Origin of the sequence: Sulfitobacter sp. (assembly GCF_036960155.1) — a bacterium.
Lineage (GTDB): Bacteria > Pseudomonadota > Alphaproteobacteria > Rhodobacterales > Rhodobacteraceae > Sulfitobacter.
In genome coordinates this window covers 53778-69010 of record NZ_JBALWB010000009.1, presented here as the reverse complement: position 1 = coordinate 69010, position 15233 = coordinate 53778, and the positions used below count along the sequence as shown (strand labels likewise).

Here is a 15233-nt window from a genome sequence, read left to right as displayed (position 1 = left end):
TCCCACACCCTTAACGTGAACCAATCGCCCCAAGCGGCCTCAAGACCACAATAGTTGTGTTACATGTTGGCATTACCGGTCTGTTTCCATGGAATAACCATAGGAACCTGCTGGACGCCCGGACGTTAATCAGGTTCACTCTTTTCAGAGAATAGGGAACAATCATGCCACTGCTGGACGTAGAATCACTGACAATCGGCTTCGGAAATGCGCCGCCTGTTGTTCAAAACGTGTCATTTTCGGTGGAATGTGGTGAAACCCTTGCACTTGTTGGCGAAAGTGGATCGGGCAAAACTTTGACGTGCCGATCCTTATTACGCATTCTGCCTACTGGTGCACAGCTGCGCGGCGGAAAGGTGAGCTATCATTGTGACGGTGACGTTCACGATCTGATCAACGCCTCTCAACGACAAATGCGCAGCCTGCGCGGCAGCCGAATCTCGATGATCTTTCAAGAGCCCATGCGCTCTTTGTCTCCATTGCACCGACTGGGCGATCAGGTCTCCGAGGTTTTGCACCTGCATGAAAAAATCAGCAAAGCAGAAGCAAAGGCGCGTGTATTAGCACAGTTCGAGCGTGTCGGATTTGCTGATCCGGAACGGGCATGGTCAAGCTATCCGTTTGAAATGTCTGGCGGTATGCGCCAACGCGCTATGATCGCCATGGCGATGGTATCAAAGCCTGATCTATTGATTGCGGACGAGCCGACAACCGCGCTGGATGTAACAACACAGGCGCAAGTTCTGGGGCTGATCAAAGATTTGCAGGCCGAAACAGGCATGGCCGTCATTCTGGTTACGCATGATCTAGGCGTCGTTGCCAATATGGCAGACAAAGTTGTTGTGATGAACAAGGGCCGCGTGATGGAAGCTGGCTGTGCGCAAGCCGTTCTGGGAGCGCCTGCACATGGCTATACCAAAAAGCTATTCGCGGCAGCACCCATCATCCCCACCGTGGCCGAGCCAGCTAGGGTAATGCCACAAACAGATCTGATCCTAGAAATCCGCAATGTAACCAAAAGCTTTACCATGCGCGCAAACGGGTGGAAGCCGCCCACGGTTATCACCGCTTGCCGCGACGTTGATCTTAAACTGCCGCGCGGCAAGACACTCGCAGTGGTCGGCGAAAGTGGCTCTGGTAAAACAACATGCGCTAGAATCGCACTCGGCGCAATTTCCCCCGATGCAGGCGGCGAAGTTCTATTTGCACCCCGCGCAGGTGAGACACCCCTGAAAGTACACAGCATGAGCAACACCCAGCGCCGCTGTTTTCAGCGTGATGCGCAGATGGTGTTCCAAGACCCCTACTCGTCCCTGTCCCCACGTATGCGGGTGGTGGATGCATTGATGGAGCCCTCGGAAATACATGGCATTGGCAATCGCTCAGAGCGGCGCGAAAAGGCCGCTGAGATGATCCGTATGGTAGGCCTAAGTCCCGATATGTTGCCCCGATATCCGCATGCATTTTCAGGCGGCCAACGCCAACGCCTGTCGATCGCACGTGCGCTTACCCTTGATCCACAGTTGTTGGTTTGTGACGAACCAACATCCGCCCTAGATGTTTCAGTGCAGGACCAAATTCTGGGGCTGCTTGAGGACATCCGCGACCGTGCAGGCCTGAGTTACTTGTTTATCTCCCATGATTTGGCTGTTGTCGCCCGTATCGCTGACGAAGTTGCAGTCATGCGTGCAGGTGTTATCGTTGAACAGGCACCGCCCGACACCCTGTTTTACAACCCGCAACACCCCTATACTCGCGCCCTAATCGCCGCCCAGCCAGAGCCAGACATAAACCGCCCTATCGACCTAGATCTGGTGGCTAAGGGCGCTGGCGATCCTGAAGGGTGGCCAGATATGTTCCGGTTTGAAGGGCAAAACGCCCCTGACCTGCGTGAACTAGAGCCCGGACATATGGTACGCTATCATGCATAAACTGATTAAAATTTCCGCCACGTTGCTTTTGCTTGCCGCGCCCGCATTCAGCCAGACGACATCTGTGCAAGAAAGCTCGTTCTGGGCGTCCGAAGTTCAAAACGGCAATCTTCCAGTTGCCGCGGATCGCGTACCTCTTGACCCGCTGATCGTTGACCTAGAGGCAAAAGGCCGCACGCTAGGCATTCAGGGCGGTACATTGCGCACACTTGTATCACGCAGCAAAGATATCCGCCAAATGGTTGTCTATGGGTATGCTCGTTTGGTTGGGTATAACCCCGATTATTCCCTGCAGCCCGACATTTTGCGCGACATCAGCATCGAAGAAGATCGCAAATTCACCTTGCATCTACGTCGCGGTCACCGCTGGTCAGACGGCGCTCCGTTTACCTCAGCGGACTTCGCCTATTGGTGGGAGAATGTGGCCAACAATGCCGAGATCACCCCTTCAGGCCCACCAGAATGGATGACCATTGATGGCAAACTGGGTACAGTCACCTTTCCAGATGCGCAAACTGTTGTTTTTGAATGGGCATCGCCAAACTCGAATTTTTTACCGCTACTGGCACAGGCCAGACCGCCATTTATTTATCGGCCGGCTCACTATCTTAAACAATTTCATGTCGATTTTGCAGATCCCAACTACCTCGTTCAGGAAATACTTAACGCACGTGTGAAAAGCTGGGCAGCGCTGCACAATAAGCGCGACAACATGTACAAGTTCGACAACCCTGATCAACCTACGTTACAGCCATGGCTGAACGCCTCAGGCAAACCAACCTCGCGCAACTTGTTCGTTCGCAACCCCTTTTTCCACCGCATCGACACTGCCGGCACGCAATTGCCCTACATCGACGTGGTTGAAATGACCGTAGTGGGAGGGGGCCTGATCGCGGCAAAAGCAAACGCTGGCGAAGTAGACCTTCAGGCACGTGGCCTTGATTTTCGCAATGTCGCAATATTGAAAAAAGGAGAGGCCGATGGCGGAAACTATCGCACCCTCTTGTGGGGCAATGGCACCGCAAGCCAACTTGCCATTTACCCTAACCTCAACTTTGCTGATCCAATCTGGCGCGATGTCATGCGTGACGTACGATTTCGCCGCGCGCTGAGCCTTGGCATTGACCGCCGCATGATCAATCGTGCGCTGTATTTTGGCATGGCTAACGAGGGCGGCATGACCGCCCTTGCACGCAGCCCCCTGCACAACCCAGACGACTTGGCCGCATGGTCGGCTTTGGACATCGACCAAGGCAACCAACTGCTGGACGAAATGGGCCTGACCGAGCGCACGCCAAACGGCCTTCGCAAGTTACCCGACGGGCGCCCTATGGAGTTTGTCATTGAGACCGCAGGGGAACGTCAGGAAGAAGAAAACGCCCTTAGCATCATCACAGATACATGGCGCGAGCTGGGCATCCGCCTGATCATGCGCCCCCTTAACCGCGACATCATGCGTAGCCGCATTTATGCGGGAACTGGAATGGCCGCTATTTGGTATGGCTGGGACAATGGCCTGCCGCGCGCAGAGACATCGCCAAAATACCTTGCCCCAACCGAGCAAGAGTTCTTTTCTTGGCCGAAATGGGGCCAATATTATCAAACCATGGGGAAATCCGGTGAAGAACCTGACATGAAAGCCCCCAAGCGGTTGCTTCAACTCAAATGGGACTGGGATCACACAAATGACCCAGCCAAACGCACGACAATCTGGGCCGAGATGCTGGACATTCATGCCCAACAACAGTTTGCGATTGGGATTTTGTCCGGCGCGCCACAACCTGTGGTGGTTTCGAAACACTTGCGCAATGTTCCCGAGGAAGGGATTTGGGCTTATGACCCGGGTTCACATTTTGGCATCCACCACATTGACGAATTCTATTTTGAGGATGCATTTATGCAGGTAAGCCAATGATGATCCTGCGCTATGCCATCAGCCGTTTTGCGACGATGCTGCTAACGCTTTGGATTGTATCCATCCTTGTGTTTGTGATTATCAATCTGCCTCCCGGTGATTTCCTAAGTAACCAAATCGCAGAGCTGCGCGCCACAGGTCAGGCCGAGGGCGTCGCCAAGGCCGAGTTTCTGCGGACTGAATATGCGTTGGATCGCCCCCTTTGGGAACAATATATGATCTGGGTAGGCTTCATGCCCGGCCCGCAGGGTTTTGCTGGGTTGGTTCAGGGTAACTTTGGTTGGTCATTTGAATTTGACCGCCCCGTGAGCGAGATCGTCGGAGATGCCTTGTGGCTCACCGTGTTGGTGAACCTTGCGGCAGTTTTGTTTGTCTATGTTGTGGCCCTCCCCTTGGGTGTGCTCGCCGCAGCCAAATCCGAAACGTGGGTGGATTACACCGCCGGTTTTGTTGGATACCTTGGCCTAGCCACCCCTAACTTCCTGCTTGCTTTGATCCTGTTCTACTATGGCAATAAGTATTTTAATCTGCCCATCGGGGGCCTCATGAGCCCTGAGTATGAAGGCCAAGCGATGTCATGGGCCAAGGTGCAATCTATCCTTGTTCACCTCATCGTCCCGACCTTTGTAATCGGTACGTCGGGCGCGGCTGCTATGATGCAACGCCTGCGCGCAAACATGCTCGATGAGCTGAGCAAACCCTACGTGGAGACCGCAATTGCCAAGGGCATGAAGCCCTCACAGATGTTGCGCAAATACCCTTTGCGCATGGCGTTCAACCCGTTTGTCGCGGACATTGGCACCCTGTTGCCAGCAATGGTGTCTGGATCGGTTTTGGTGTCAGTTGTCCTTGGTCTTCAAACGATTGGTCCTTACCTGCTGACGGCGCTCAAATCCCAAGACCAGTTTTTGGCAGCATTTGTTTTGATGTTCGTCGCCCTCCTGACCCTGATTGGGACAATGATTTCGGATGTACTGTTGATGCTACTTGATCCACGTATTCGATTAGGGGGGCGCAAAACATGAGCACCCCATCAGATGATCGCTATGTCGATAGCGAGCCGTGGTCCGAAGACGCAGACCTTTCTGCGCCAGAACGCGCAGAATTTGACGCACCCAGCTCGGTCCTGATCTGGCGCAAGTTTCGCCGTCACAAGCTGGGGCTGATGTCCGGATTGTTCCTTTTGATCTGCTATCTCATTCTGCCTGTGGCTGGGTTTATAGCCCCCTACGGCGCCAACGAACGAAGCGCAGATTACCTGTACCATCCACCTCAGGAAATTAACCTGTGGCACGAAGGCGAATTTATTGGCCCCTATGTCTATCCAACACTCGCAGTTGCCGATTTAGAGAATTACCGCTGGCGTTATACCGTTGATACAACACAGCCCCTACCGCTCAAGTTTTTCTGTGAAGGGGCGAAATACAATCTGGCGGGTTTCATCCCATCAGATACCCATTTGGTCTGCGCACCAGAAGGCGGCACAGTATTCCTTTGGGGGTCTGATCGTTTGGGTCGCGATGTGTTTAGCCGCATCTTATTCGGTGCGCAGCTGTCGCTGACTGTTGGGATCATCGGCATCACAGTCAGCTTTATCCTAGGTATCTTTTTTGGTGCGATGGCTGGATATTTTGGTGGCAAGATAGATTGGACCATCAACCGCGCCATCGAAATACTGCGCTCATTACCTGAATTGCCACTGTGGTTGGCGCTATCTGCAGCCGTACCCTCCAACTGGGGACCAGTTGCAGTGTTCTTTATCATCTCAATCATTTTGGGGATTCTCGACTGGCCGGGCCTCGCGCGTGCTGTACGCGCAAAATTCCTAAGCCTGCGGGAAGAAGAATACGTGCGTGCCGCTGAAATGATGGGCGCACGCCCTGCCCGTGTGATCCGGCGTCACCTATTGCCAAACTTTACGAGCCACCTGATTGCCAGCGCAACCTTGTCGATCCCTGCGATGATCCTTGGTGAAACTGCGCTTAGCTTTTTGGGGCTTGGTCTGCGGGCACCTGCTGTGTCTTGGGGTGTGATGCTGAACGATGCACAAAACCTTGCCAGCATCGAAATCTATCCGTGGACAGCGATCCCGATGCTTCCCATCATCGTTGTCGTTCTGGCATTCAACTTCCTTGGTGATGGGCTACGCGCTTCGCTTGATCCATACCGCAGCTAAAGGCGGGCTTGCCCCGTTCTTCGCTTAAAGGGAGGCACGTGCTAAGGCCGTGCCAGCAAAATCAAATGCTCCAAAACCGTTTCAAGGTTTTGGGGCTGCCTGATGCCACGAGACACCATCATCGCGCCCTCAAGCCCAGACACAAATACCTTCGCGAAGGTATCTACATCAAGGTCGGCGCGGATGCCGCCTTCTGCTTGACCTTTACGCAATACGGCCGCTACCCAGTCATGTTGCGTGTCAAAAAATGAGATGACTTCCGCGCGCACCTGATCAGGTAGCGTAATGGCATCTGCTGCCAGAACACCGCCAAGGCACAAACCACCCTGATCGCGAAGCGTTGTCACAAAGAATGTGCCGTATGCCCGCAAAGTTGCTGGCGCATCTAAGCCCACCAATCCATCCATCGCGTCTGAGAACGCTTCTCGATACGCTTTTGCCGTGGCCTCTGCCAAATCGGCCTTGGTCGCATAATGGTAGTGAATGCTGGCACTTTTGATACCAACCTCAGCCGCGACATCGCGAAAGCTGAAACCATTATAGCCACGGTCCATCATCAGGGCGCGCGCCGAATTCAATATGGCCACCGCCTTGTCACTAGGATTTGCAACGCTCATCACACTCTCCTCATTCATCTATCAAGTAATAGATAGGGGATTGACGGATGAAAAACAAGCGTCTACCCATAACCTATCTAGTACTTGATAGTCGGGAGAGCTACATGTCAAATCTTATTGTAAACCGTCGCTCACTATTGCTTGGCACTGCCGCCACAACACTTGCTGCGCCAAGCCTTCTTAGCGCGAACGCCCTTGGGGGCGGTCCACTTGGACAAGGCACCACGCCGCTTGAACATGGTGTCGTTACCGTTGCCGATTTTGGGGATGTGAAAATCCACAGCTACCAAAGCCCTGATTTGACGGGTTGCGTCACTACGCATGTCATCGAAACGCCGGAACGCCTTGTGTTTGTGGATGGCCAGCGTTCGGTAATCTATGGACAAGAAATCCGCGACTACGCCGAGAAAACAGGCAAACCAGTGGACCGGATGATCATCTCGCACTTGCACCCTGATCACTGGTTTGGCGCTTATCAGTTCCGCGATGTTCCAATCTATTCCTTTGCAGAAACACAGGCCGAAATTGATCAACTGGGTGATTTTTTCATCGAGATCAGCATCGAGTCATTGGGCAAACATGTGCCGCCGACAAAGGTCGTCCCAAACCGTGTCATTGAACATGGCACAACAGAGGTGATCGATGGTGTCACGTTTGAATTCCGCCATGTCACAGATGCAGAATCTGACAACATGATGACGATCTATTTGCCAGATCAAAAAGTGCTGATTGCACAGGACATGCTGTATAATAACTGCCACCTGTTCTGTGGTCACGGGAACTTCGACGGTTGGAAAAAAGGCCTCGTCGACATGCAAAACGACACGTCCTTTGATCTTGTTCTTCCTGGGCACGGCCCGACAGCTGGCTCACGTCAGGCGATGGATGATGCACTAATCTATCTGGATCATGTGCAAGCTGCCTATGCCAAGGCCAACACTGGTGACGAGTTGAAAGCTGCAATTATGGAGCGTTACCCCTCCTACCTAGCCGCAGGTCTTGTGGATATTCAAAACCTGTTCTTGTTCCCCAAAAGTTAAGTAAGTTTAGTTGCGGGCGACATCTTTGCCCGCAACACCACCAAGCAAAAAGGAGCCACGTTTCCGCAGCCCCTTTTTCATCTTCACAAATCAGCATTCTGGTTAGTAGATTACCCGTACCAGCCGCCCATTTTCACTTCGATGCCTTCACCAACCATTTTGGCGAACTCGGCAGGGTCCTGTGTGCCATTGTCGCGGCCGCGGTAGTGGTATGGATATACATAGGTTGGCTTAAACTCAGCCACGGCAGAGGCCGCCGTATTTGCATCCATGGTGAACGGCAAGTTCATGCAGACAAATGCAATATCGATGTTCTCAAGCGCCCGCATTTCAGGCGTATCTTCGGTGTCACCCGAAACATACATGCGGAATCCTTCAAAGTTCAGGACATACCCGTTGTCACGTCCCATAGGATGGAACTTTTTACGTTCTTCAGTGGTGTTATAGGCAGGGATCGCATCAATGCTGAGTTCATTGAACACTGCGACACCGCCATTTTCAACGGCACTGGCCTGCGCCTGCATTGCATCGGGTAACATCCCGAAAACGGCAGGGTTCACGATCATCTGGGTGCCCTCAACAACGATGCCATCCAGTGTTTCCTGATTAAAGTGATCACCGTGTTCATGCGTGATGAGCACCAGATCAGGAGCAGGGAAACTACTGTATTTCTCGGGGCCACCAACCGGATCAACATAGATTACGCCAACTGGAGTTTGAGCCACAAAAGACGCATGCGATACTGGAGAAATCGAAATCGGACCTGCAGCTGTGTCAAACGTATCATGCGCATGACCAGCAGCGCGCGCGCCAAATGGTAAGATTGTAACAGCTCCGGCTGCCGCAGCGGTTACGGCCAAAAACTGGCGACGAGAGGGGGCAGATAAATCGAACATATGAATCTCCTAATAGATGTGAACGTCATACATGAAAATTAGAACACCCAGAACGAGTATCAAGTTTTAACGATCATCGCCGCCATCTGTGTCAGTCAAATCTTCGACATCTTCCTCGATAGAGGCATGTGCGGCGGCCGCCACCTCCCGCTTTTGATCTTCGGTAAGGTCAGCTGCCTTGCCATCCGCCAAACGGACGGTGACTTCGCGGTGGGCAAACTTGATCCCTTCCAGTTCAAACAATGCGCGAATTTCTTCATAAACCCGCTTGCGGACCAGCCACTGATCCCCAGGTTTGGTCATAAACTTTACGCGGATGATCATGGCGCTATCTTGCATCTCGATCACACCTTGAGATTTCAGAGGTGCAATGAAATTTTGACCAATCACAGGATCATCCAATAACAAAACCCCCAGTTTTTTGATCAGCTTGCGGACCTTTTCAACATCTGTGTCATAGGTCACCCGCAAGGGCAGCTTCATGATGACCCAGTCGCGGCTGTAGTTTGTCATCACTTGCAACTCGCCAAACGGAATTGTGTGCAGTGCCCCCAAATGGTGACGCAGTTGAAACGAACGCACCGAGATCTTCTCAACGGTTCCTTTGACGCCGCCAACATCAAGATACTCGCCCTTGCGAAACGCATCATCAAACAGGAAAAACGCGCCCGCAAAAATATCACGTACCAACGCCTGAGACCCAAAACCGACAGCAACCCCAACGATACCAGCACCAGCAAACAACGGCCCTACGTTGACCCCTATTTCCATCATCACAATTAAAGTGATTGTCACGATCACCACGATCAACGTGAAATTTCGAAAGAGCGGCAAAAGTGTGGCCAAACGTGAAGCCGAGGATGCGCCGCCTTCGTCCCCCGGCTCTGCTTCGATTTCGTCACTGGTTTCTTCGGCAATTTTTGTATCGATCCAGATACGAAATGCGTGGAAAACCACATAGCCGAGAAAGATGATGATGATGATATCAAGCAGCCGATCCAGAACGGATTCAACCATTCGGGCGCTGTCATTGTCCCAGATGTAAAAGAACGCATATGCGCCAGCAACAAATGCCAAAATACCCGCCACACGCCGCGCTAATGCTTCAAAGCTGTTGAGGACCCGCACGGGTTTACCGTGCTCTTCTGCCGCCGCAGACAGCATATCATGCTCTGCCTCCGTGAGAGTGCTTGTGGGACCTGATGACCTTGTCAGAGCAGGTTCGATCCTATCCGCAAGCGCGCCTGCGTCTGTGTCGCCTTCCAGTGCTGTTTCGGGGTCAGGGTCCGGGCTATCGTCGCGCAGGGTCATTTGCGCGCGTGCCTCATTCTCAAGCCGGGTCTGCTCATAGGCTTCGACCTCGACCTGTTTGTCACGCATTAGGCGCATGACCCGCGCGCGAGCAAAGCCCCGTTCGATCAGGTAGTTCACAACGCCGTAGACCACGATGATAGAAATAAGGATACCGTAAGCACCAGCGATCAAGGGGATCGAACTGGGGTTTTCGAGAACCAGATCATAGGTCAGTTCAAACCACGCAAAGATCACATACAAAATGATCATCGGCGCCCATAAACGGCTCAGCAAACGAGCGAGCATCCCCACCTCGTTGGGTTCTTTTCCATGACGCAATGCAACTGAAATAGCGTTACGATTGACCACGACCAATAAAATATTCAACAAAACAACCGCGCCAGACAGACTGGCCGCAAACAGGGCATAGACATCGTAATTCAAGCCCAGTTCCCCAATCCAAATACCAAACAAGATCGCACAGATATCGAAACTGCCCAACACCCACAGCCAACGGTGCAACCTTTTGGCATCGTGGTCATCAATGATTGGAATGCGATATTGTGCAAGGAAGGGTGACAAGATCATCCGCCACAGCCCAGCCGTGACACGGCTACCGAAATACGCGATGTTGATCAGCGTTATCGTAAATTGCATCGCGCTATCCTCGATTGGAGGAAAGAAAGCGATACCCAGAATATAGGCCACGGCCATAGACGTCAAAATACCGATCACGCCCGTAAAGAAACGGAAAACGAGAAACGGCATTTTCTCCGCGTAGCCCATCGGCGCGTCGACAACACGGCTGACAACAAATTTACGTGCAAAACGTTTGCCAAACACCTCACGTTCAAAGATGACACCCACCCCAAACAGCAGCAAACTTAGCCCCAGTGTTTTGACAAACAGCATTATCGTGCCGTCCGGCGATGCGGCGCGTAGGATATAGATCACCTCATTCACGGCGGAGGGTAATTCTTTCAATCGCGTGAACAATGCATCCCGCAAGTGATCTGCATTTTCTTGGGCCTTCATCAAACGCGAATAATCTTCGACCGTCGGTGCAACACTCACAGATGTTTTAGGTTCGGACTGGGTGATCACACGCCCTTCGGTGTCGATCACAATGACGTCAACACCCTCCTTGACGGCGTTTCTGAGTGTGTCAGCCAGCGTTTCTTGAGCAGTCTGCGCGACCTCCTCTTTTCCGCCAGACAACAAGGTTTGCAACCCTTGGGCATATGCACTGCTGGTTGGCGATAAAGACATCGTGAGCCATATCAATGCAGCCAGTACAAGGCGGTAGATCATATTTGGAGTCCCTTTTGGCGTTCTGGTATGGGCAGTGCTCACAGTCAGTTGACGCTACGGGTTTGGACCTTGCATTGCAATTGCCCGCGGACGCACCATTTTCTAGGAGCGTGGATGGCATCAGCTATCCTGATCATGTTTTACAAGAGTCTGCATTTCATGCCATAGCGGGTTGATGGGTGCGACCGTTTATACCCGTCTCTAGCGCAGTCCGAGGATACTAAAATGACCACTACCCCAAACAACGACCGGATCGCAGTATTGGGCCTTGGCTATGTCGGGCTCCCCCTCACGCTGGCGTTGGCGCGGGCGGGGTTTGATGTACTCGGGTTTGATATCCATCCCCCAGTGATCCAAGCCCTACGCGCAGGGCGTGATCCAAACGGCGAAATCGCCGATGAAAAAGTAGCCAGCAGCGCCGCACGCTTTTCCCATGACGCTGCTGACCTTAAAGGCAGGACCGCATTTATCATTGCCGTCCCCACCCCCATAACGGACGCCCATGCCCCTGATCTAGGTCCAATATTGGGCGCTTGTGCGTCTATCGCACCGCACTTGACGGATGGTGCACTGGTCGTGTTGGAAAGCACGGTTTACCCCGGCGTCACCGAAGACGTCTGCGGCCCTGCCCTTGCTGCGGGAAGTGGCCTAAAAGGTGGGACGCAGATCAAGCTGGCCTATTCCCCCGAGCGCGTGAACCCCGGCGATGCAGAACATTCCATGGAGAATGTTATCAAAGTCATTGCTGCCCAAGACGATGAAACCCTGGACCGCGTCGAAAAGATTTATGCGCCCGTTGTAAAAGCTGGTCTGCACCGTGCCCCCACCATCGCAACCGCCGAAGCCGCCAAAGTGATTGAGAACACACAGCGCGACCTGAACATCGCGCTGGTGAATGAATTCGCGCTGATCTTTGCACGTCTTGGCCTTGATACGCTTGAGGTTCTTGAGGCGGCGGGAACCAAATGGAATTTTCTCCCATTCAAACCCGGTCTTGTTGGCGGGCATTGTATCGGGGTTGATCCCTATTACCTCACCTACCGCGCTGAGCAGTTGGGATATCATCCCGAAGTTATCCTTGCTGGCCGACGGATCAATGATGCCATGGGCGCGCATGTTGCCCAAACCCTGATCAAGGCAATGTTGAAAAAAGAGATCGGCGTGCGCGGCGCGCGTGTGCTGATCCTTGGCTATACGTTCAAAGAAAACTGTGCAGATACGCGAAACACTCGCGTTGCCGATATCGTGGCCGAGTTGGGCGAGTACGCGGTACAGGCCATAGTACACGATCCGTGGGTCGGAACTGAACGTTTGCGCGCAGAACACGGTGTCCAAGCGGTAGAAAGCCCCGAAATTGGCGCCTATGATGCGATCCTTGTGGCTGTTGGGCATCGCGAGTTCGTAAGTTTGGGCAGTGATGCCATCCGGACCTTTGGGAAGGACGGTGCAGTGTTGTATGACATTAAGGGAATATTCGGAAAATCAGGTAGCGACCTGCGGCTCTAATTCCACCAGATACACGCCATGACGGAAAGACAAATTATGCCGCAAAAGGCCATCGTCCAAGCCAACGCACGCGCACCAGCGCGGCGCGTTATGCTCTACAGCCATGATACATTCGGGCTGGGCCACCTGCGTCGCTCTCGCGCGCTGGCCACCGCACTGACTGCTGGGGATGATCAAGCCTCGGCGATCATCCTGACGGGGTCCCCTGTTGCAGGCCGCTTTACCTTTCCTGAACGGGTTGACCACATTCGTCTGCCTGGCGTGACAAAACTACCTGATGGATCATACGTCAGTTCCACCCTTGGGTTGGATATTGATGCCACAACAAACTTGCGTTCAGGGCTGATCCAGTCCGCAGTGGAACAATACAAACCTGATCTGTTGATCGTAGACAAAGAACCCACTGGGTTTCGCGGCGAATTGCTCCCCACTCTGGAGTGGCTGCAAACAAAAGGCGATTGCCGCATGGTGCTGGGGCTGCGCGATGTTCTGGATGAACCTGAGGTGCTGGCTGCCGAATGGGAACGCAAAGGTGCGGTTAAAGCCGCCGAGGCCTATTATGACGAATTCTGGGTTTACGGCGTCGAACGTATCTATGACCCGACAAGTGGGTTGCCCTTTAGCGACGCCACCCGTGAACGGATGCATTACACGGGGTATCTGCGTCGTGAATTGACCGATGCCGCCGATGCACCAAACGAACCCTATATCCTTATCACCCCTGGTGGTGGTGGCGACGGCGCAGCTATGGTTTCGCTTGTGCTGGATGCCTACGAGGCAGACCCAACACTGGGACCAAAAGCGATGTTGGTTTATGGCCCCTTCCTGTCTGGTGAGGTCCGCGATGCGATGGACGCGCGCGTTGACGCTTTAGGCGGCCGCGTTATTGCTACCGGATTTGACAGCCATATCGAGGCACTGTTTGCAAATGCGCAAGGTGTCGTGTGCATGGGTGGGTACAACACGTTCTGCGAAGTTCTCAGCTTTGATCAGCGCGCCGTCATTGTGCCGCGCACTGTACCACGGTTGGAGCAATGGATACGCGCTAGTCGCGCCGAAGAATTGGGACTGGTACGGATGTTGGATAATGGCCGCGACGGCATGACCGTTGACGCCATGATCAAAGCCATCCGCGCCTTGCCTACCCAACAAAAACCTTCACAAGCAGGCGCTGATGGTCTGCTGGACGGGCTGGATGTTGTTGTTCAACGCGGACGCAATCTGATGAACCAAAAGGACTAACGCCATGACCACGCCCCCTCTCGCCATTGTGGTCAAAGGCTGGCCACGCCTGTCCGAAACCTTTATCGCGCAAGAACTTGTTGCCCTTGAGGAAGCAGGCATTGCGTTTGAACTATGGTCTTTACGTCACCCGACCGACATTAAAACCCACCCGCTGCATGACCGCCTAAAGGCGCATGTGCGATATCTTCCTGAATACCTCCATGAGGAACCCCGCCGCGTGCATGAGGCGATGGGCGCGGTTACCGCTCTGCCCGGCTTTGATGCAGCTGCAGATGCATACGCTCGTGATCTGGTGCGTGATGATACGGCCAACCGCCGTCGACGTTGGGGGCAGGCTTGTGTCTTGGCGCATGAAGCTGGGGAGGGCCTTGAGGCGCTTTATGCCCACTTCCTACACACCCCGTCCTCTGTTGCGCGATATGCGGCTATCTTGCGCGGCCTGCCATGGTCGTTTTCGGCCCACGCAAAAGACATATGGACCTCGCCGGAATGGGAACTGCGCGAAAAACTATCCGCAGACACCTACGGCGCGGCCTTTGGCGCGACATGCACGGGATTTGGCGCTGAACACCTACAATCACTTGCAGATACGCCCACGCGTGTTGATCTGGTCTATCACGGTCTGGACCTTGCGCGTTTCCCCGCACCACCTGAACGTGCGTTGCGAGATGCAGATGCGCCTTTGCGGATGATGTCTGTTGGGCGTCTGGTTGAGAAAAAGGGCTTTGATACGCTGATTGATGCCCTTGCCTTGTTACCTAAATCACTTGGCTGGCACTGGACCCATATCGGTGGTGGCACGTTAGATGAAAAAATGCGCGCCCGCGCCAAATCCGCAGGCGTAGAGGATCAGATCACGTGGCGCGGTGCCTGTGATCAACCTGACGTGATCGAGGCAATGCGCGAAGCAGATCTGTTTGTTCTGCCCTCCCGCATCGCCGCGGACGGAGACCGAGACGGCCTGCCCAATGTTCTTATGGAAGCTGCTAGTCAAAAGCTGCCGATCTTGTCGACGCCTGTGTCGGCGATCCCGGAATTCATCACCGACGGCGAACACGGGCTGCTAGCGCAGGACACACCCCAAGCCTTTGCTGACGCGATGCTCGCGATTGCTGGTGATGCCAAACTTGGTCCACGACTTGCAGATGCCGCCCACACTCGTCTTCATGCAGAGTTCACGATGGCTCCGGGCATTGTCCATCTGGCAAAACGCCTACGTGGCATTTTGAAAAACACCTGATGCGGCTGGCCTTTTATGCGCCTTTAAAACCACCAGCCCACCCTGTTCCTTCGGGGGAACGTG

General features: G+C 53.6%; 11 protein-coding genes. 8 read left to right on the top strand and 3 right to left on the bottom strand.

From position 1 onward, the window contains the following. Positions 1–161 precede the first annotated feature (161 nt). Genes V7775_RS17675 through V7775_RS17660 form a run of 4 tightly spaced genes read left to right on the top strand, consistent with a single transcriptional unit; the run spans position 162 to position 6022 of the window. Positions 162–1931: an ABC transporter ATP-binding protein gene (locus V7775_RS17675; RefSeq protein WP_335753365.1), complete on the top strand. Its 1770-nt coding sequence runs from the start codon at positions 162–164 to the stop codon at positions 1929–1931. Further along, on the top strand, positions 1924–3846 hold the full coding sequence (locus V7775_RS17670; RefSeq protein ID WP_335753241.1) for an ABC transporter substrate-binding protein: 1923 nt from the start codon (positions 1924–1926) through the stop codon (positions 3844–3846). Before V7775_RS17675 ends, V7775_RS17670 begins: the two co-directional genes overlap by 8 nt. Next, complete coding sequence (locus V7775_RS17665) at positions 3843–4871, top strand: ABC transporter permease (protein ID WP_335753240.1); 1029 nt, start codon at positions 3843–3845, stop codon at positions 4869–4871. The genes V7775_RS17670 and V7775_RS17665 overlap by 4 nt, the downstream gene beginning before the upstream one ends. After that, positions 4868–6022 (top strand): ABC transporter permease, encoded by a 1155-nt coding sequence (locus V7775_RS17660; RefSeq protein WP_335753239.1) that lies wholly within the window; start codon positions 4868–4870, stop codon positions 6020–6022. Before V7775_RS17665 ends, V7775_RS17660 begins: the two co-directional genes overlap by 4 nt. A gap of 41 nt (positions 6023–6063) precedes the next feature. Here the strand turns inward: V7775_RS17660 and V7775_RS17655 are convergent, their stop codons facing one another. Beyond that, the gene (locus tag V7775_RS17655) at positions 6064–6639 is read right to left on the bottom strand and encodes a TetR/AcrR family transcriptional regulator (protein ID WP_335753238.1); all 576 of its coding nucleotides are present in this window, start codon (positions 6637–6639) and stop codon (positions 6064–6066) included. A 104-nt stretch (positions 6640–6743) separates the two neighbouring features. On the opposite strand from V7775_RS17655, the gene V7775_RS17650 reads away from it, so the two are divergent. Next, positions 6744–7679 (top strand): MBL fold metallo-hydrolase, encoded by a 936-nt coding sequence (locus V7775_RS17650; RefSeq protein ID WP_335753237.1) that lies wholly within the window; start codon positions 6744–6746, stop codon positions 7677–7679. 110 nt (positions 7680–7789) lie between these two features. On the opposite strand, the gene V7775_RS17645 is transcribed toward V7775_RS17650, so the two are convergent. Next, the gene (locus V7775_RS17645) at positions 7790–8575 is read right to left on the bottom strand and encodes an MBL fold metallo-hydrolase (protein WP_335753236.1); all 786 of its coding nucleotides are present in this window, start codon (positions 8573–8575) and stop codon (positions 7790–7792) included. A gap of 66 nt (positions 8576–8641) precedes the next feature. Next, positions 8642–11179, bottom strand: a complete 2538-nt coding sequence (locus V7775_RS17640) for a mechanosensitive ion channel family protein (protein ID WP_335753235.1) — start codon at positions 11177–11179, stop codon at positions 8642–8644. Between the two features lie 225 nt (positions 11180–11404). Between V7775_RS17640 and V7775_RS17635 the strand changes: the two genes are divergently transcribed. From V7775_RS17635 to V7775_RS17625, 3 genes are read left to right on the top strand one after another with little or no spacing between them, the layout of a single operon-like run. Then, complete coding sequence (locus V7775_RS17635; protein ID WP_335753234.1) at positions 11405–12685, top strand: nucleotide sugar dehydrogenase; 1281 nt, start codon at positions 11405–11407, stop codon at positions 12683–12685. Positions 12686–12721: 36 nt separating this feature from the next. Beyond that, positions 12722–13927 (top strand): glycosyltransferase family protein, encoded by a 1206-nt coding sequence (locus tag V7775_RS17630; RefSeq protein WP_335753364.1) that lies wholly within the window; start codon positions 12722–12724, stop codon positions 13925–13927. Between the two features lie 4 nt (positions 13928–13931). After that, positions 13932–15170, top strand: a complete 1239-nt coding sequence (locus tag V7775_RS17625; RefSeq protein ID WP_335753233.1) for a glycosyltransferase family 4 protein — start codon at positions 13932–13934, stop codon at positions 15168–15170. Positions 15171–15233: the final 63 nt, after the last annotated feature.